Source organism: Streptomyces sp. TLI_105, from assembly GCF_900105415.1.
Taxonomy (GTDB): domain Bacteria; phylum Actinomycetota; class Actinomycetes; order Streptomycetales; family Streptomycetaceae; genus Streptomyces.
In genome coordinates, this window is sequence record NZ_FNSM01000001.1 from 6,969,451 (window position 1) to 6,987,443 (window position 17,993).

The 17,993-nt window shown below is 72.9% G+C and carries 13 protein-coding genes; 7 read left to right on the forward strand and 6 right to left on the reverse strand.

What is annotated here, in order from left to right:
- Positions 1-76 precede the first annotated feature (76 nt).
- Positions 77-7,069, forward strand: coding sequence for a ricin-type beta-trefoil lectin domain protein (locus tag BLW86_RS31890; RefSeq protein WP_143060291.1), 6,993 nt, complete (start codon positions 77-79; stop codon positions 7,067-7,069).
- Between the two features lie 157 nt (positions 7,070-7,226).
- Here the strand turns inward: BLW86_RS31890 and BLW86_RS31895 are convergent, their stop codons facing one another.
- Together BLW86_RS31895 and BLW86_RS31900 are read right to left on the reverse strand one after the other, a co-directional pair.
- Positions 7,227-8,102: an undecaprenyl-diphosphate phosphatase gene (locus tag BLW86_RS31895; RefSeq protein ID WP_093877229.1), complete on the reverse strand. Its 876-nt coding sequence runs from the start codon at positions 8,100-8,102 to the stop codon at positions 7,227-7,229.
- Positions 8,103-8,197: 95 nt separating this feature from the next.
- Positions 8,198-8,956: a TVP38/TMEM64 family protein gene (locus tag BLW86_RS31900; protein WP_093877230.1), complete on the reverse strand. Its 759-nt coding sequence runs from the start codon at positions 8,954-8,956 to the stop codon at positions 8,198-8,200.
- Between the two features lie 117 nt (positions 8,957-9,073).
- On the opposite strand from BLW86_RS31900, the gene BLW86_RS31905 reads away from it, so the two are divergent.
- The 3 genes from BLW86_RS31905 to BLW86_RS31915 are packed head-to-tail and all read left to right on the forward strand — an operon-like array spanning position 9,074 to position 11,568.
- Complete coding sequence (locus tag BLW86_RS31905) at positions 9,074-9,778, forward strand: DNA alkylation repair protein (protein ID WP_093877231.1); 705 nt, start codon at positions 9,074-9,076, stop codon at positions 9,776-9,778.
- A gap of 48 nt (positions 9,779-9,826) precedes the next feature.
- On the forward strand, positions 9,827-10,684 hold the full coding sequence (locus BLW86_RS31910) for a patatin-like phospholipase family protein (protein WP_093877232.1): 858 nt from the start codon (positions 9,827-9,829) through the stop codon (positions 10,682-10,684).
- Between the two features lie 38 nt (positions 10,685-10,722).
- Entirely contained in the window at positions 10,723-11,568 is an 846-nt protein-coding gene (locus tag BLW86_RS31915; RefSeq protein WP_093877233.1) for a spermidine synthase, read from the forward strand.
- Here BLW86_RS31915 and BLW86_RS31920 read toward each other — a convergent pair.
- Together BLW86_RS31920 and BLW86_RS31925 are read right to left on the reverse strand one after the other, a co-directional pair.
- Positions 11,530-12,852, reverse strand: a complete 1,323-nt coding sequence (locus BLW86_RS31920; RefSeq protein ID WP_093877234.1) for an MFS transporter — start codon at positions 12,850-12,852, stop codon at positions 11,530-11,532. The genes BLW86_RS31915 and BLW86_RS31920 overlap by 39 nt on opposite strands.
- Before the next feature lie 125 nt (positions 12,853-12,977).
- Entirely contained in the window at positions 12,978-14,123 is a 1,146-nt protein-coding gene (locus BLW86_RS31925) for a DUF8017 domain-containing protein (protein ID WP_093877235.1), read from the reverse strand.
- Between the two features lie 106 nt (positions 14,124-14,229).
- On the opposite strand from BLW86_RS31925, the gene BLW86_RS31930 reads away from it, so the two are divergent.
- Both BLW86_RS31930 and BLW86_RS31935 read left to right on the forward strand, forming a co-directional pair.
- Positions 14,230-14,682: a DUF4442 domain-containing protein gene (locus BLW86_RS31930; RefSeq protein WP_177181806.1), complete on the forward strand. Its 453-nt coding sequence runs from the start codon at positions 14,230-14,232 to the stop codon at positions 14,680-14,682.
- Positions 14,683-14,860: 178 nt separating this feature from the next.
- Positions 14,861-15,514 carry a DedA family protein gene (locus BLW86_RS31935; RefSeq protein ID WP_093877236.1) on the forward strand — a complete coding sequence of 218 codons (654 nt, stop codon included), beginning with the start codon at positions 14,861-14,863 and terminating at the stop codon, positions 15,512-15,514.
- A 112-nt stretch (positions 15,515-15,626) separates the two neighbouring features.
- Here BLW86_RS31935 and BLW86_RS31940 read toward each other — a convergent pair whose 3' ends face one another.
- Positions 15,627-16,154, reverse strand: coding sequence for a gamma carbonic anhydrase family protein (locus BLW86_RS31940; protein WP_093877237.1), 528 nt, complete (start codon positions 16,152-16,154; stop codon positions 15,627-15,629).
- 147 nt (positions 16,155-16,301) lie between these two features.
- On the opposite strand from BLW86_RS31940, the gene BLW86_RS31945 reads away from it, so the two are divergent.
- On the forward strand, positions 16,302-17,069 hold the full coding sequence (locus BLW86_RS31945) for an acyltransferase (RefSeq protein ID WP_093877238.1): 768 nt from the start codon (positions 16,302-16,304) through the stop codon (positions 17,067-17,069).
- A 28-nt stretch (positions 17,070-17,097) separates the two neighbouring features.
- On the opposite strand, the gene BLW86_RS31950 is transcribed toward BLW86_RS31945, so the two are convergent.
- Positions 17,098-17,961: a DMT family transporter gene (locus BLW86_RS31950; RefSeq protein WP_093877239.1), complete on the reverse strand. Its 864-nt coding sequence runs from the start codon at positions 17,959-17,961 to the stop codon at positions 17,098-17,100.
- Positions 17,962-17,993 lie beyond the last annotated feature (32 nt).

Consider the following 17,993-nt stretch of genomic DNA (forward strand, 5'->3'; position numbering starts at 1 on the left):
GCGCCGAACCGGGCGACTTTCACGGACACGGGCGACCGTTCCGTTGATCGTCGCCCTGACGGCGTCCCTTCTGGCAGTGCCGGCGGCCCAGGCCGCTCCGGTGAAGCTGGACTTCGACAGAATCTGGCAGCCGCCGAAGACGCCGCTGCCCCACACCGCCTCGATACCGGGGACCACGGCGAAGAAGCGCGGCCCGGTGGCCCCGCCGCACGCGGTGCCGAAGCGGGCCACGGCGGCCGCCGCCCTACCGGCCGTCACCGCGCTGAGCGGCACCGCGCTGCCCACGAAGGCCCCGGCCCGCGCCGGACGACTCCCCGTGTGGGTGGGCCCCGCCACGAAGGCGCCCAAGGCCCCGCTGCCCGCGGTGACCGTAGTACGCGAGGACGGCACGGCGGCCCGCGCCGCAGGCGTGCACGGCCTCCTGTTCTCCGTTGCCGCGGTCGACGCCGCGACCGGCCGGGACGCGCACGGCACGGTGCCGGTCCAGGTCGGCCTCGACCTGGCAGAGCTCCAGCGCGCCACCGGCGGGCAGTTCGCTGCGCGCGGCCGCCTGGTGGCGCTGCCCGCGTGTGCCGCGACCACCCCCGAGCTGGCGTCCTGCCGGGTCCGTACCCCGCTGGCCGCCCACTACGACAAGGCCACCGGCCGGCTGACCGCCGACCTCGCCGTGCCCGCCCTGGCGGCCGCGCCCGCCCGGGTCACCGGCGGCGCGACCCGCTCGCCGCTGCTCGCGTCGGCGGGCGGCGCGAGCGCCCCGAGCAGCGCTCCGATGCTGCTCGCCGCCGAGACCGGTTCCGCGGGCGGCGGCGGCGACTACAAGGCGTCCGGCCTCACGCCGTCCTCGGCCTGGGCGGCGGGTGGCTCCTCGGGCGCGCTGACCTACAGCTATCCGTTCCAACTGCCGCCGGCCCTCGGCGGCCAGGCGCCGTCCCTCGCGCTGGGCTACGACTCCTCCTCGGTGGACGGCCGTACCTCCGCCACCAACGCCCAGGCGTCCTGGATCGGCGACGGCTGGGACCTCAACCCCGGCTTCATCGAGCGCACCTACAAGCCCTGCGACAAGGCGGGCATCACCCACTCCGGTGACCTGTGCTGGGGCGGCTTCAACACGAGCCTCTCGCTCGGCAGCCACTCCGGGCCGCTCGTCCGGGTCGCCACCGGTGCGGCCGGCACGGACGCGGCGACCGGTGTGTGGCGGCTGAAGAACGACGACGGCACGAAGATCGAGTTCGGCTCGGGCGCCGCCAACGGCGTCCAGGACGGCGCCTACGCCAAGGTCACCGACACCGCCGGCACCGTCTACTACTTCGGCGTCAACCACCTGCCCGGCGGCGACAAGAGCGATCCGGCGACGAACTCCGTCTCCGGCGTGCCCGTGTACTCCCCGAAGTCCGGCGACCCGTGCTACGACCCGGCCAAGGGCAACGCCTCCTGGTGCACGATGTGGCAGCGCCTCCAGCTGGACCACGTCGTCGACGCCCACGGCAACCTGACGACGTACACCTGGGCGCCCGAGACCAACTACTACGCGCGGGGCGGCGGCCAGAACCCGGGCGCCGGCACGCTCACCGCGTACACCCGCGCCAACACCCTGGCCTCGGTCGCCTACGGCCAGCGCCTGTCCGATCAGGTCGCGGCCAAGGGCGGCCTCCAGCCCGCCGTCCGGGTGACGCTCGGCACCGCCGAGCGCTGCCTCGACACGGCCGTCTGCGACCCCTCGCAGCGCACCGAGGCGAACAAGAACAACTGGCCCGACGTCCCGGTCGACCAGGAGTGCAAGGGCTCCGGCACCTGCTCCAACCTGTCGCCGACCTTCTTCACCACCCGCCGGCTGGCCTCCGTCCTGACGCAGGTCCGGGTGAACAACGTCTGGCAGGACGTCGACTCCTACGTCCTGAAGCACTCGTTCCCCGACCCGAAGGACGCCACCAGCCAGAAGGCCCTGTGGCTCGACTCGATCCAGCGCACCGGCAAGGCCGGCAGCCCGGCGATCACGCTGCCCGCGGTGACCTTCGTCCCGGTGATGCTCGCGAACCGGGTCGACGGCACCGACCTCGTCCCCGCGCCGCCGCTGATGGACCGGCCGCGCATCCAGCAGATCAAGAACGAGACCGGCGGCGTCCTCAACGTCGACTACAACCTGCCGGCGTGCTCGCGCCTGAACCATGTGATGCCGTCCGCCGAGGACGACAACACCATGGCCTGCTACCCGGTCCGCTGGACCCCGCCCGGCTCGGTCGCCGGCTCGGACCCCGTCCTCGACTGGTTCAACCACTACACCGTCGCCTCGATCACCGAGAACGACACCACGACCGACGCCCCGCAGAAGACCAGCCGCTACGCCTACGGCCCGGCCGGCTGGCACCGGGACGACAGCGAGTTCACCGACCCCAAGTCCCGGACCTGGGGCGAATTCCGCGGCTTCGCCACCGTGACCGCCACCACCGGCAGCGGCAACGACGGCCCCAAGTCGCAGACCCGCACCACCTACCGGCAGGGCATGAACGGTGACGTCCGCAAGGACGGCTCCACCCGCGGCGTCCAGCTCACGGACGCCCTCGGCCGGTCCGTCCCCGACAACGACTGGCTCAGCGGCCAGGTGCTCCAGACCGAGACGTACGACCAGGCGGGCGGCAGCGTCGTCAGCCGCAGCGTCTCCGCCGCCTCGGGCGAGGTGACGACCGCGACCCACGCGCGCGGCTCCGGCCTGCCCGACCTCGTCGCCCGCTACACCGCCACCACCAGCACCGTCACCGACCAGGGCAAGAAGGCCGACGGCAACTGGCGGTCCACGGTCACCACCACCACGACCGACCCGACGCACAACAACCGGGCCGTCACCACCCTGGAACAGGCCGAGGGCCTCCCGGACCTGTGCACCCGCGCGGGCTACGCCACGGGCCCCGACGCCCAGGTGAGCGGCCTGGTCGCCGAGCAGACCGTGGTCTCCGGCACGGACGCCTGCACCGCGGTCGCCACGGCCGCCAACACCGTCGCCCGCACCCGTACCTCCTACGACAACCTGCCGAACGGGCAGGCGGCCGCCACCGGCGACGCCACGAAGGCGGAGGTCCTGGAGCGCTACGAGGCGGACGGCACGCCCTTCTTCGTGCCGACCGCGATCACCACCTACGACGCCTACGGCCGGACCGCCTCGGTCAAGGACCCGAACAGCAAGGACACCCAGCACCCGGACGGGGCCGTCACCACGACCTCGTACACGCCCGCCGCGACCGGCGAGCTGCCCTCCACGCTGACGGTCGCCGCCCCCGTGCCCGGCTCGACGGGCACCTGGGACAGCGTCACCACCATGGACGTCCGGCGCAACCTGGCCCTGACCGTCAAGGACCAGAACCTCAAGACGACCACGGAGACGTACGACGCGCTCGGCCGGCTCACCGGCGTCTGGCTGCCCGGTCGCACCCCGGCGGCCAACCCGAACGCGAACATGACGTTCGGGTACGCGGTCTCCAACCAGGCCGGTGTCCCGTCGACGACCACCACCGACAAGCTGACGAAGGACGGCGAGACACCGGTCTACGTCAAGAGCGTCGACATCCTCGACGGCTTCGCCCGGACGCGGCAGACGCAGACGTCACCGGCCAACCCCGCCTACACCGGCCGGCTGGTCTCCGACACGCTGCTCGACTCGCAGGGCCGCACGAGGACGGCCAACGCGCCCTGGTACAACGGCGTGTCGGGCCCGACCGGCACGCTGCTGCCCTCGGCGGAGAGCACGATCCCGTCGCAGACGCGCACCACGTACGACGGCCTGGGCCGCGCCGTGGTCACCGCCTCCTGGTCGCTGGGCGTGGAGCAGTCCCGGACCACGACCGACTTCAAGGGCGTCGACCGGACGGACGTCGTGCCCCCGAAGGGCGCCGCGCCGACCACGACCCTCACCGACGGCCGAGGCCGCACCACGGAGCTGTGGCAGTACACCACTCCCACCGCGACGGGCCTGCCGGCCGACGCCACCGTCACGCGCTACACGTACACGGTGGACGGCAGCCCGCTCACCCGCAAGGACGCGGTGGGCAACACCTGGTCATACGGCTACGACCAGCGCGGTCGCCAGATCAGCGCGTCCGACCCCGACACCGGCACGACCACGCAGACGTGGGACGCCGCCGGACGGCTCGGCAGCACCACCAACGGCAAGGGCCAGACGGTCACCTTCACCTACGACCTGATCGGCCGGAAGGCCGGCATGTTCGACGGCACCGCCCCGACCGCCGACAAGCAGCTCGCGGCGTGGACCTTCGACACCGCGACGGCCGGCAAGGGCAAGCCCGCCTCGTCGACGCGCTACGTCGGCGGCACCGGCGGCCAGGCGTACACCACCACGATCAAGGGGTACGACGACGGCTACCGCGTCACCGGATCCACGGTGAGCATCCCCGGCACGGACGCCGGACTGGCCTCGGGCACGTTCTCGTACACGACCAGCACGGTCTACGACAAGATCACCGGCAGCCCCAAGGAGACGGTGCTCCCGGCGCTCGGCGGCCTCCCGATGGACGACGTCGTGTACTCGTACAACGACTACGGCCAGATGTTCAAGTACGCGGGCGCGACGACGTACGACACGCAGACGGAGTACGACGCCTTCGGACGTCCGATCCGCTCGACCGTCAACCCGTGGGCCACGCAGGTCGTCTCCACCACCGACTACGACCAGGCCACCGGCCGGGTCAAGCAGCATTTCGTCGACAAGCAGACGTCCACCACGGGCGCCGTCCAGCAGACCGGCTACACCTACAACGACGCCGGCCAGGTCACCTCGATCACCGGCATCGCCGACAACACCCCGTCCCAGACCGACCGCCAGTGCTTCACCTACGACGCGCTCGGCCGGCTCACGACGGCCTGGACCGACAAGGGCGGCCTGACCGCCCCGGAGGCGGGACAGACCCAGGACCAGGGCGGCTGCGCCACGACCACGCCGACCGCCACGAACATCGGCGGCCCGGCACCGTACTGGCAGGACTACGGCTACGACCTGACGGGCAACCGCACCCGGCAGGTCAGCCACGACCCGGCAGGCGACACCACCAAGGACGTGACCACCACCCAGACGTTCAACGCCCCCGGCACCGTCAACACCCCGACCACCGCCCCCACCACGGGCGGCGGCACGGGTGGCCCGCACGCCCTGCTCACGTCGACCGCCAAGACGGCGACGACCACCAACAACGACAACTTCCAGTACGACGCGGTCGGCAACACCACGTCCTTCCGCGCCGGCAAGGCGGGCACCAGCAGCCTGACCTGGAACACCGAGGGCAAGCTCGCCTCGCTCACCACCGCCACCCAGATCAAGGGCATCGGCGGCAAGTGCATGGACATGCAGGGCGGCAGCACCACCAACGGCAACCCGGTGCAGATCTACACCTGCAACAGCGGCGCGGGGCAGCGGTTCGCCACCGCCCGGGACCGGCTCTCCACCGCCGACAAGTGCCTGCAGGCCATGGGCACCGCGGCCGGCTCGCCGGTCCAGATCCAGCCCTGTGACGGCACCGCCGCCCAGACCTGGACGGCGCGTCCCGACACCACCTTCTACAACCCCGCCTCGGGCCGCTGCCTCGCCGTCCCCGGCGACGTCACCACCGACGGCACCGACCTCGTCCTCGGCGACTGCGCCACCACGGTGCCCACCGGACAGAAGTGGACCGTCCCCGACACCACCACGACCTACGTCTACGACGCGGACGGCAACCAGCTGGTCCGCCGCAACCCGGGCAAGACCACGATCAGCCTCGGCACCGACGAGCTGACCGTGGACACCGCCTCGGCCAACAAGACGCAGACCGGCACCCGCTACTACCCGATCCCCGGCGGCATGACCATCGTCCGCACGGGCGCGGGCACCGCCACCGGAGCGTTCGTCGTCCAGACCGCCGACCACCACGGCACCAACGGCCTCAGCATCGACCTGTCCACGTTGACCGCCACCCGGCGCCCCACCGACCCCTTCGGCAACGCGCGCGGCACCCAGCCGTCGGCGTGGGCCGGCGACAAGGGCTTCGTCGGCGGCACCAAGGACACGGCGACGGGCCTGACCAACCTCGGCGCCCGCCAGTACCAGCCCGGCACGGGCCGCTTCATCAGCACGGACCCGCTGCTGAACAGCGGCGACCCGCAGAGCTGGAACGGCTACGCGTACGCGGACAACAACCCCGTCACCAACTCCGACCCGGACGGCCGGATGTGCCTGCACGGTTCGCCGGGCGGCGGAAAGGACGGGATCTGCGCGGGAGTGAAGACCACCAAGGACCATTTCGGGGACACCGATGGTGTCATCGGCGACGGCTCCAACAACTGCACCCAGGCGTACTGCATGGACCACGCGCTGCGGATGGAGGACGAAGCCGACGAGAACGGGGCGTGGAACGTCGCTCCGAACCAGCCCCTGTTCGGACACTCGGGCCATATGTCACCGGCCAAGAAGGCCTACAACCAGGCCCGCAAGGCCGAGCGTGTGGCCAAGGAGCACGCCGCCGCACGTCTGCTGGGCGCGGCACGCTGGAAGATCGCAGAGGACTACATGTACGAGGAGATCATGCGGAACCTGCGGTCCAGCACCTTCCAGACGATCTCCGACGGCCTCTCCGTGGGCGACGACCCGGTCACGAGTGCCGGCGCGGAGGCCGTCGCCACCTTCCTCTGGTTCAAGAAGGTGAGGGCGGGGGCCGACTGGGACCACAAGCCCAAGCTCGCGGCGATGATGGGCCTGAGCACCTCGTCGGACTACAACTTCATGATCCCCGGAACCGGCGACGAGATGTACTACGACATCTGGTCGAACGTGCACTACGGCTTCGTGGGCATGGCGGCAGGCTTCGGTGAGGGCCGCCTGGAGGACGGCCCCCAAGCGCCGTTCCCCGGCATGGAGATCTTCACCGGAGACACCGACGCCGGTGACATCGCCAGCGTCCGCGGCGGCATCGACATGTTCAAGAGGTACGGCTCCAACATGACCCGGGAGCAGTTCCACCAGGGCGTCATGGACACCGTCGCCGCAATGAAGGAGGCGAACGCCCCGCAGTTCCACCGCGGCAACGGCTGATCCGGCACCTCCCGGCACGACCCGGGCGGCGGCTGTCCTCACCTCGGTGAGGACAGCCGCCGCCCGGCGTCCCGCCCCATGGAAGAAAGGCCCGCACGGCCGAGGCCGTGCGGGCCTTTCTCGCTGCTCCCGATCGGCGCCGGGTGTACTGGCCCGGTCAGCCCGCGGACTCGCCCGCGTGCGGGCTCAGCACGCCCGCCGATACCAGCACGATCAGCAGGATGCCGAGCAGGATGCGGTAGATCACGAAGGGCATGAAGGACTTCGTGGTGATGAACTTCATGAACCACGCGATCACCGCGTAGCCGACGACGAAGGCGATGATCGTGGCGAAGATCGTCGGACCCCAGGAGACGTGGCCGCTCTCGCCCGCGTCCTTCAGCTCGAACACGCCCGAGGCGAGCACCGCCGGGATGGCGAGCAGGAAGGAGTACCGGGCCGCCGCCTCGCGGGTGTAGCCCATGAACAGACCGCCGGAGATCGTCGCGCCCGAACGGGAGACGCCCGGGATCAGGGCCATCGCCTGGCAGACGCCGTAGATCAGGCCGTCCTTCACACCCAGGTCCTTGAGCGTCTTGCGCTCGCGCATCGCGCGGTGCCGGCCGCCGATCTCGTCCCGGGCGGCGAGCCGGTCGGCGATGCCGAGGACGACGCCCATCACGATGAGGGTGGTCGCCGTGATCCGCAGGTCGCGGAAGGGGCCCTCGATCTGGTCCTTGAGCGTGACGCCGAGGACGCCGATCGGGATCGAGCCGACGATCACCAGCCAGCCCATCTGGGCGTCGTGGTCGGAGCGCATCGCCTTGTTCGTGAGGGAGCGGAACCAGGCCGAGACGATCCGGGCGATGTCCTTGCGGAAGTAGATCAGGACCGCCGCCTCCGTGCCGATCTGGGTGATCGCGGTGAAGGCCGCCCCCGGGTCCTCCCAGCCGGCGAACGCCGCCGTGAGGCGGAGGTGCGCGCTGGAGGAGATGGGAAGGAACTCCGTCAGCCCCTGGACGAGTCCCAGGATGAACGATTCGAACCAACTCATGGGGCTAGGGCCGTCCCGTTATGTACGTGTGCGGTCAGAAGGTCGTGCGCAGCGTACATGCCCAAGATGACGGGCCCGTGGCGAGGCCCGTGGCGCTACCGGAGCGCCGTCTCCCGCACCGGATCGGGCTCCCCGGCCGCAGCCCCGCCGGCGGCGGCCCGCAGGCCGTGCCGCTTGCGCCAGGCCACCACCGCGGCGCCGAGGCCCGACAGGGCGATGAACCCCGCCGAGAAGAGGAACGCCGGCGAGCCCGGCGAACCCGCCTGGGCGCCCGCCACCACGTACGCCGCCGTGTTCGGCAGGGAGCCGAGCGCCGTCGCGACCAGGAAGGGGACGTACCGCATCCGCGAGACGGCCGCGCAGTAGTTGGCCGCCGCGAACGGCACCCCGGGGAACAGCCGGATCGCCAGCATCGAACGGAACCCGTGCCGGCTCAGCTGCCCGTCCGCCGCCGTCAGCCAGCGGCCCCGCACCAGCGGCCGCAGCGCGTCCTGACCCAGGAACCGGCCGAGCGCGAACGCGATCCCCGCGCCGAGCACCGTCCCCGCGAGCGCCCCCGTCAGACCGGCCGCGGCACCGAAGAGCGCGCCCGCCGCCAGGTTGAGCACCGGACGCGGTACGAACGCCGCCGCGCACACCCCGTACGCGAGACCGAAGAGCAGCACCGCCCCGGCACCGCTCGTGTGCGGCGGCCAGCCCGAGGCGAGCATCCGCTGCGGCTCGTAGAGGACCACGAGGGAGGCGGCCGTGAGCAGCAGGAGCGCGAGCAGCGACAGTCGCGAGCGGGGGGAGAGCAGGGCCCGGGAACAGCGGACGGCGAGGGAGCCCGGCGGCCGGGGGACGGGAGCGAGCATTCGGGGAGAGTAACGGACGCGTCCGTAGGAGCGCCGTAATGTGCGTCATGTCCGTCCGGGCGTGCTCCCGGGATCCGTCCGGGCGTGCTCCCGAGTGCGCCGTTACCGAGAGGCCCCATGACCGACACCGCGCCGCCGCCCGCCAGCGCCCTCGCCGACACCGTCCTGGAGCGGCTCACCGCCGTCTACCCCGCCGCGGGGAACCCCTTCCGGGCCCAGGAGATGGTCGCGTACATGAAGGGCGCGGCCCCCTTCCTCGGCATCCGCACGCCCGAGCGCCGCGCCCTGTCCCGCACGGTCCTCGACGGCACCCCGCGCCCCGACGAGACCGACTGCGCCGCGATCGCCCTGCGCTGCTTCGCCCTCCCGGAGCGCGAGTACCACTACTTCGCCGTCGACTACCTGCGCCGGTACGTGAAGCGCTGCTCCTCGGGCTTCCTGCCGGTCGCCCGCCGGCTCGTCACCACCGTCTCCTGGTGGGACACGGTCGACCACCTCGCCGCCCATGTCGTCGGCGGCCTGGTCGCGGCCGATCCCGCCCTGGCCACCGAGATGGACGCGTGGATCGACGACGAGGACCTGTGGGTCGTCCGCACCGCCCTCCTCCACCAGCTGCGCTTCAAGGACGCCACCGACGCGGACCGGCTCTTCGCCCACTGCCTGCGCCGCTCGGCCCACCCCGACTTCTTCGTCCGCAAGGCCATCGGCTGGAGCCTGCGCGAGTACGGCAGGACGGCTCCCGCCGAGGTCCGCGCCTTCGTCACCGCCCACGGCTCCCGTCTCCCCCCGCTCTCCGTCCGCGAGGCCCTCAAGAACCTCTGACCCCACCCCGGTCCCGGGCCGGATCAACTCCTGCGCCAGAATCGGTACATGACGAAAACGGGGAAGCGGACGGCGCTGGTCCTGGGGGCCGGGGGGCTCGTCGGAGCGGGATGGGAGGCCGGGGTGCTGCGCGGGCTCCTCGACGCCGGGATCGATCTGACCACCGCCGATCTGATCGTCGGCAGCTCCGCGGGGGCCGTCGTCGGGGCGCGGCTCGCCTCCGGGCGGGGCGGGCTCGACGCCCTGTACGAGGAGCAGCTCGACGGGGAGGCCACCGAGGCCGCCGCACGGCTCGGGATCCCCACGATCCTCCGGTACGCCTTTGCCGTCCTGCGCTCCCGGACCCCCGAGGAGTACGGGCGCAGGCTCGGCCGGCTCGCCCTCGCCGCCCCCACGGTGGCCGAGGCGGACCGCCGCGCGACCGTCGCCCGGCGGCTCGGCCGGGCCGCCGACTGGCCCGCGCGGCCGCTGCTGATCACCGCGGTCGACGCCGAGACCGGCGAACTCGCCGCGTACGACGAGGACAGCGGCGTCCCGCTGACCGACGCCGTCACCGCGAGCTGTGCCGTCCCCGGCGTCTGGCCCCCGGCGACGATCGACGGGCGCCGCTGGATCGACGGCGGCATCCACTCCACGGCCAACGCCCACCTCGCCGTCGGCCACGACCGGATCGTCGTCATCGCCCCCAGCGCCCGGGGCGGCAAGGTCGTGCTCTCCCCGGCCCGGCAGGGCGCCGACCTCGCCGCCGCAGGGGCGCGCGTCGAGGTGATCACCCCCGACGAGGCCTCCCGCAAGGCGATCGGGCACAACGCGCTGGACCCCGCGCACCGGGCCGCCGCGGCCCGCGCCGGACGTGCCCAGGCCGCCTCCCACGCCGAGGCCGTCGCCGCCGTCTGGGCCGGGTGACGAGCGGGCCGGGTGACGAGCCGGGTGACAATGAGAGCGTGAACGAGCACATCCCCGTCATCCGCGAGGTCGATCAGGGCACCGCACGCCTCATGCCCGACGTGGACCGGGAGCGGGCCTGGCTCCTGACGGTCGACGGCGCACCCCAGTCGTACGTCGACCTGGACGATCCGGCGTACCTGGAGTTCGAGTACGCGCGGCGCCTCGCCCATGTCGTCGACGGCGCCGCCGGGCCCGGCGCGCCCCTCGACGTCCTCCACCTGGGCGGCGGGGCGCTCTCGCTGCCCCGGTACGTCGCCGTCACCCGGCCCGGCTCGCGTCAGGACGTGGTCGAGGCCGACCGGGGACTGCTCGCCCTGGTCGAGGAGCACCTGCCGCTGCCCGAGGGCTCGGGGACCACCGTGCACGCGGCGGACGCCCGCGCCTGGCTGGAGGCGGCGCCGGACGCCTCGGCCGATCTGATCGTGGGCGACGTCTTCGGCGGCTCGCGCGTGCCCGCGCACCTCACCTCCGTCGAGTACGCGCGCGAGGTCCGGCGCGTCCTGCGGCCCGGCGGTCTCTACGCCGCCAACCTGGCCGACGGCGCGCCCTTCGCCTTCCTCCGCTCCCAGCTCGCCACCTTCGCCGTCGTCTTCCCCGAACTGGCGCTCGTCGCGGAGCCCGCCGTGCTGCGCGGCCGCCGCTTCGGGAACGCGGTGCTCATCGCCTCGGGGCGGGAGATCGACACTGCCCGCCTCGCGCGGCGTGCGGCGGCCGACGCCTTCCCCGCGCGCGTGGAGTACGGGGAGACGCTCGACCGGTTCACCGGCGGCGCACAGCCGGTCCTCGACGCCGGGGCCGTCCCGTCACCCGCTCCCCCGGAGGGCGCCTTCGGCATCGGCTGAGGCGCCGGGGGCGGGGGCGCCCGCGACCTCCTTCGTGTGCGGGCGGCGCGTCAGGTTCCGTACGTCCGGCACGAACAGGACCAGCGCGGTGACCAGCACCATCAGCGCCGCCGCGCCCCACAGCGCCTCGCTCCGGCCGAACGCGCTCTCCGCCGGGCCCGCCAGGGCCGTGGACAGCGGCAGCAGCGCTGTCGAGCCGAACCAGTCGTAGGCCGAGACCCGGGACAGCTTCTCCTCCGGGATCTCCTGGTGCATGGTCGTCATCCACGAGACGCCGAAGACCTCGATCGCCACCCCGCTGACGAACATCGCCGCCGTCAGACCGGCCGCGTCCAGCGGCACGGCGAGCGCGGCGGAGGGCAGTGCGATCGGGAAGACGCACAAGGTCCCGACGAAGAGCATCCGGCGCGGCTTCCACCGGGTCATCAGGACGGCGCCCGCGACCGTCCCCGCCCCGTACGCGGCGAGCGCGATGCCCCAGGGGCGCGAGCCGCCCAACTCGTCCCGGGCGACCAGCGGTCCGTACACGGACTCGACCGCGCCGATCAGGCCCACCACCACCGAGAACTGCGCGACGATCGACCACAGCCAGGGCCGGCCGACGAACTCCCGCCAGCCCTCCCGCAGATCCGCGAAGAGCCCGCCGCCGGGCGCGCGGTCCGGGATGCCGCTCACGTCGAGGAAGGCGCGCAGGCCGCCTGCGACGGCGAAGGCGACCGCGTCGATGGCGAGGACCCAGCCCGGTCCGACGAAGGCGACGAGCGCGCCGCCGAGCGCCGCACCGCCGATGGCGGCGCCGTGCATCGCCATCCGGAAGACGGCGAAGGCACGGCTCGCCTGCTCCCCGCTGACGCTGGACATGAGCATGCCCTCGGCCGCCGGGTTGAAGAAGGCCTGACCGGTGCCGCAGAGCGCGGTGAGCACCATCATCTGCCAGACGCGTGCCTCGCCGGAGAGCACGAGGACGGCGAAGGCGGCCTGCGAGACGCAGTTGAGGGCGTTGGCCGCGACCATCACCCGGTGCCGGGGCACCCGGTCGGCCACCGCGCCGCCGATGAGCAGGAAGAGGACCAGCGGCGCGAAGCGCGCCATGGCCACCAGACCCACGTCCCCGGCGTCGCCCCCGGCGTCGAAGACCGCCCAGGTCGTGGCGATCAGCGCGCCGTGCGTGCCGAGGTTGGTCACGATGGTGGCGGCGGTGAGCAGGAGGTAGTTGCGGCCGGCCCACTCGGGGCGGCGGGGGCGGGACGGTGCCTGGCGGGGGGAGGCGGCGGGTGATGTCACCCCGGGACTATCCCCGGCTCCTCCCCGTACTGCCAACCGGATTTGTCCCGGGGCCCGTCACCGCCGGAGAGCCGACCGCCGGGGCCGACACGGCGGTCGGCCCCGGCGGTCAGGCGGTCGGGCGGTCAGGACCCGGAGGGGGCGAGCCGGACCGTGGAGAGGATCTGCCGGATCGTCGTGTCGGGCAGCTCGTCCTTGACGCCGTCGGCCCCGTAGAGCACCCAGGTCGAGAAGTCGCCTGCCGTGTTCTTGAAGGTGAAGGCGTAGGACTTGCCGTCCGTCTCGCACTTGTTGCGCTTCTTGACGCCCGGCGCCGTGGCGGTCGCCAGGCTGCCGGTGAGACCGGACTTCGTGGTGTACGGCACGGACTTGGTGATCTTGATGGTGCTCTGCGGCATGTGCTGCGCGTAGCCGCCCCACACCCACGTACCGGCCTCGCCGCGCGCGGCGGTCGCGGTGTCCTTGGCGCCCTGACCGCCCTTGGTGCCGGCGGTGGCCAGGCTCCAGGTCTCGGCGGTGCCGTTCTTGTCGACGTCGTAGGCGCACCACTTGGTCTTGAGGCTCGTGGGGCTGGACATCGTGACCAGCGGAGCGCCGCCGCCCTTCTTCTCGTCCTCGAAGAAGGTGATCGAGCCCGGCTTGTGCACCTCCCACTCCGGCGGTACGTCGAAGAGGGTGCCGTACTTCGGGTTGTAGACGACCTTCCAGCCGGGGACCGTCGGCTGCTGCGCCGCGCCGTCGCGCGGATTGGCGATCGACTGGCTCGGGTCGGGCGCCGGGGCGGACGAGGGGTCCGCGGAGGCGGTGGCGGTGACGGACGGCTTGGGATCGTCGGCGGTGTCCTTCTGGTCGTCGTCCTTGCCGAGCACCAGGAAACCGGTGACTCCGGCCGCGACGACCACGGCGGTGGCGGCGACGATCGCCACGAGCGTCGTCTTCTTCCCGCCGCCGGGCCCGCCGGGCTGTCCGGGGCCGGGCACCGCGTACTGCTGCGGCACGGTCGGCTGCTGGTACGGGTTGGGGTGACCCGGCTGCTGGGCGTACCCCTGCTGCGGGTAGCCCGGCTGCGCCGGCGGCTGCTGCGGGTAGCCGGGCTGCGCCGGCTGCTGCTGCGGATACCCGGGCTGCGCCGGCTGCTGCTGCGGATACCCGGGCTGGGTCGGCGGCTGCTGATACGGGTTCGGCTGCTGGTACCCCGACTGCTGGTAGGGGTTCTGACTCTGGTCCTGCGGGTTCTGCTCGCCCCCGGGCGGCTGCTGTCCTGGCCACATGGCCAGTAACCATAGAGGTGCGGGGGCGGCTCGACCACGCCCGCCCCCGGGCCGGGCGCGAACAGGGGATGGCCAAGGCTGCTACTCGCGGGTAACATCACGGTCCATGAGCGCAGACCAGATGTCCGTCGGCGAGATGCTCGCCGCCACGGTGCCCATGGCCGGAACCCTGAACCTGGAGTTCCTGGAGACCACCGCCGAGCGCGCCGTCGTGCGCCTCCCGGACCAGCCCGCCTACCACAACCACGTCGGCGGCCCGCACGCCGGAGCGATGTTCACCCTCGCCGAGTCCGCCAGCGGCGCCATAGTGCTCGCCGCCTTCGGCGACCAGCTGAGCCGCGCGGTCCCGCTCGCCGTCAAGGCCGAGATCGGCTACAAGAAGCTGGCCATGGGCGTCGTCACGGCCACCGCCACCCTCGGCCGCCCCGCCGCCGAGGTCGTCGCCGAACTCGACGCCGGACAGCGACCGGAGTTCCCGGTGCGGATCGACATCACCCGTGAGGACGGCGCCGTGACCGGCGAGATGACCGTCGTGTGGACCCTCCGCCCGAACGCCTGATCCCCGGCCCCGCCGCACGCCGCCCTCGCAACCCTCCGGGGTGCGGGGGCGTCCGTATGGGGGGGGCGGTGCTCGTCGAGGGCCTCGTCCCACCGGCCGGGGTAGGCTTCGACGGCGTGCCCGTCGAGGTGTGTCCGGGCCATCGAGCAGCTGAGCAGCCGATACGGGAGGAAGCGCGTTGCACGTCCAGGAGTGGCTGGAGACGATCCCCGCGGTCGCCGTCTACGTCCTTGTGGCGGTGGTGATCGGGCTGGAGAGCCTGGGCATCCCGCTCCCCGGCGAGATCGTGCTCGTGAGCTCGGCCCTGCTCGCCTCGCAGCACGGCGACATCAATCCGTACGTCCTCGGCGCCTGCGCCACCGCCGGCGCGATCGTCGGCGACTCGATCGGATACGCGATCGGCCGCAAGGGCGGGCGGCCGCTGCTCGCCTGGCTGGGCGGGAAGTTCCCCAAGCACTTCAGCGAGGCCAACATCGGGCTCGCCGAGAGCTCCTTCCAGAAGTGGGGCATGTGGGCGGTCTTCTTCGGCCGCTTCATCGCCCTCCTCCGCATCTTCGCGGGGCCGCTCGCGGGCGTGCTGCACATGCCGTACTGGAAGTTCCTCATCGCCAACGTCCTCGGCGGCATCCTGTGGGCCGGCGGCACCACGGCCGTCATCTACTCGGTCGGCGTCGTCGCCGAGGCCTGGCTCAAGCGCTTCTCCTGGCTGGGCCTCGTCCTCGCCGTGCTGATCGGCATCGCCTCGATGCTGGTCGTCCGGAACCGCGCCAGGAAGGCGGCGGCGCAGCGGGCCGAGGCCGCGGAGCCGGAGCCGGTCCCGGCGACGGACTGAGCGCGGACCGCACGCGTACGGAACGGAGGGCGGCCCCCGACGGGGTGCCGCCCTCCGCCGTACGGTGAGGCGGCGCTCCTGTCGTGCGGTGCCGCCCTCCGCCGTGCGGGCCTCAGTCCTCGAAGGCCTCGGCGTGGCCCTTGGCGAGGTGCAGGTACATCTCGGCGTTCAGCCGGATCCCCGCCTTCTCCTCGTCGGTCAGCGGGCGGCGCACCTTCGCCGGGACCCCCGCGACCAGCGAGCCCGGCGGGATCTCCATCCCCTGCGGGACGAGCGCCTGGGCGGCGACGAGCGAGCCGGCGCCGATCCGGGCCCCGTTGAGGACGGTCGCGCCCATGCCGACGAGCACGTCGTCCTCGATCACGCAGCCGTGCACGGTCGCGTTGTGGCCGACGGTCACCCGGTCCCCGATCGAGACGGGGAAGCCGGGGTCGACGTGGACCGTGCAGTTGTCCTGGATGTTGGAGTCCTCGCCGATCGCGATCGGGCCGCAGTCCGCCCGCAGCACCGCGTGGTACCAGACGCTGGCGCGGGCGCCGAGCGTGACCTCGCCGAGCACCACGGAGGTCGGGGCGGTGAAGGCGGTCGGGTCGATCCGCGGCTCCTTGCCGCCCACTCCCTTGATCAACGCCTCTGTCATGGTTCGCTCCTGATCGTCGGATCCTGGGATCGTCAGCCCTCGTGTCACGCCCGGGGGTGCCCCCGGGCGCAGCCTATGCCGTGCTCATGACGGACATCACAGCGCACCGCACTGATCAGGTACGACGGCTCCGACTACGGTGGCCGGGTGCCCAGGAACAGAAACACGTTCTCATCCCTCGCCGCCTGGCGGCGCAGGGTCCTCGCCCGTGCCGTGCAGGGCGGCTGGCGCTGGGTGCAGCAGGCCGGCTCCGTCACCGCCGAACATCCCGGGAAGCTGCGGTTCCGCCGCCTCGGCGCGGGCACCCGGCTCGCCTTCCCGCAGGGCACGGTCTTCGGCGAGCCGTGGATCGAGATCGGCGAGTGCTGCATCATCGCCGAGCAGGTCACGCTGACGGCGGGGATGCTGCCGGACCTCGACCTCGGGACCGACACGGTCCTGACCCTGGGGGACGGGGTCGTCCTCGGGCGGGGCAGTCACGTCATCGCCGACGCGAAGGTGACGATCGGCTCGGACACGTACTGCGGCCCGTACGTCTACATCACCTCGACGAACCACAGTTACGACGACCCGGACGAGCCCGTCGGCCGCCAGTGGCCCCGCTCGGAACCCGTCTCCATCGGCCCCGGCTGCTGGCTCGGCACGGGCGCGGTGATCCTTCCCGGCGCGCGCCTCGGCCGCAACGTCGTCGTCGCGGCGGGCGCGGTGGTGCGCGGCGAGGTCCCGGACCACTCGGTCGTGGCGGGCGCCCCCGCGAAGGTCGTCCGCAGCTGGGACCCGGAGAACGGCTGGCAGCCCCCGCTCCGCACCCCCGCCCCGACCCCCATCCCGGAGCACGTCACCCCGGAGCAGCTCGCGGCGCTGGCGGTCTGGGAGGCCCAGCGCACGGGCAGCTCCGAGTCCGTGCCGTCGTGATCGGGCCCGGCCTGGCGGGCCGGTCCTTCTAGCCCGTCGCCAGGAGGACCGTGCCCACCAGGGCGAGGCCCGCGCCCGCCGCCTGGACGGCGCGGAGGCGTTCCTTGAGGACGCCGCGGGCCGCGAGGGCCGTGACGACCGGGTAGAGGCTGGCGAGGACGGCGGCGACGGTGACCGGGCCCTGCTGCGCGGCCATCGCGTACGTGCCGTTGGCGGCGACGTCCGCGAGGCCCACGAAGGCGAGGGCCGGGAGCGCCGCGCCGACGGCCCGGGGCCCGCCCTCGGGGAGCGCGCGGCCGCCGCGGCGCACCGAGGCGTACAGGGCTCCGCCGCCGACCAGGACGTTGGTGACGCGCTGGACGAACAGGGCGAGGAACAGCCCGGTGACGGTCGTGGACGCCTCGGCGATGAGCGCCATCACCGAGCCGAAGCCGAAGGCGGCGACCAGGGTCAGCAGGACCGCCTGGCGCTGGACGGGCGCCCCGCGCAGCTCCGGCCCGCCCGCGAGCACCACGCCGAGGATCGCCACGCCGATGCCGGCGAACTGGAGCAGCCCCGGCCGGTCGCCGACGAGCAGGCCCACGGAGACGGGGACGACGACGCCGAGGGAGCCGAGCGGGGAGACCACGCCCATGGGGCCGAGCGCGAGCGCCTTGTAGAAGGCGAGCATGGCCGCCGGGCCGACGACGCCCGCCCCGACCGCGTACCAGAGCTGGGGCCCCGCCTCGGTCCAGGCGCCGGTCGCGAGGACGATCGCGCCCAGGACGAGGACCGCGAGGACCTGGGAGACCACCACGACGGTGAGGGCGGGGATCCGGCGGGTGAGGAGTCCGCCCCCGAAGTCGGCGAGGCCCCAGAGAAGGCTGGTGGCCAGGGCGAACAGGGCGGTCATGGATCCTCGCAAGGGCGTGCGGCAGTACAGTG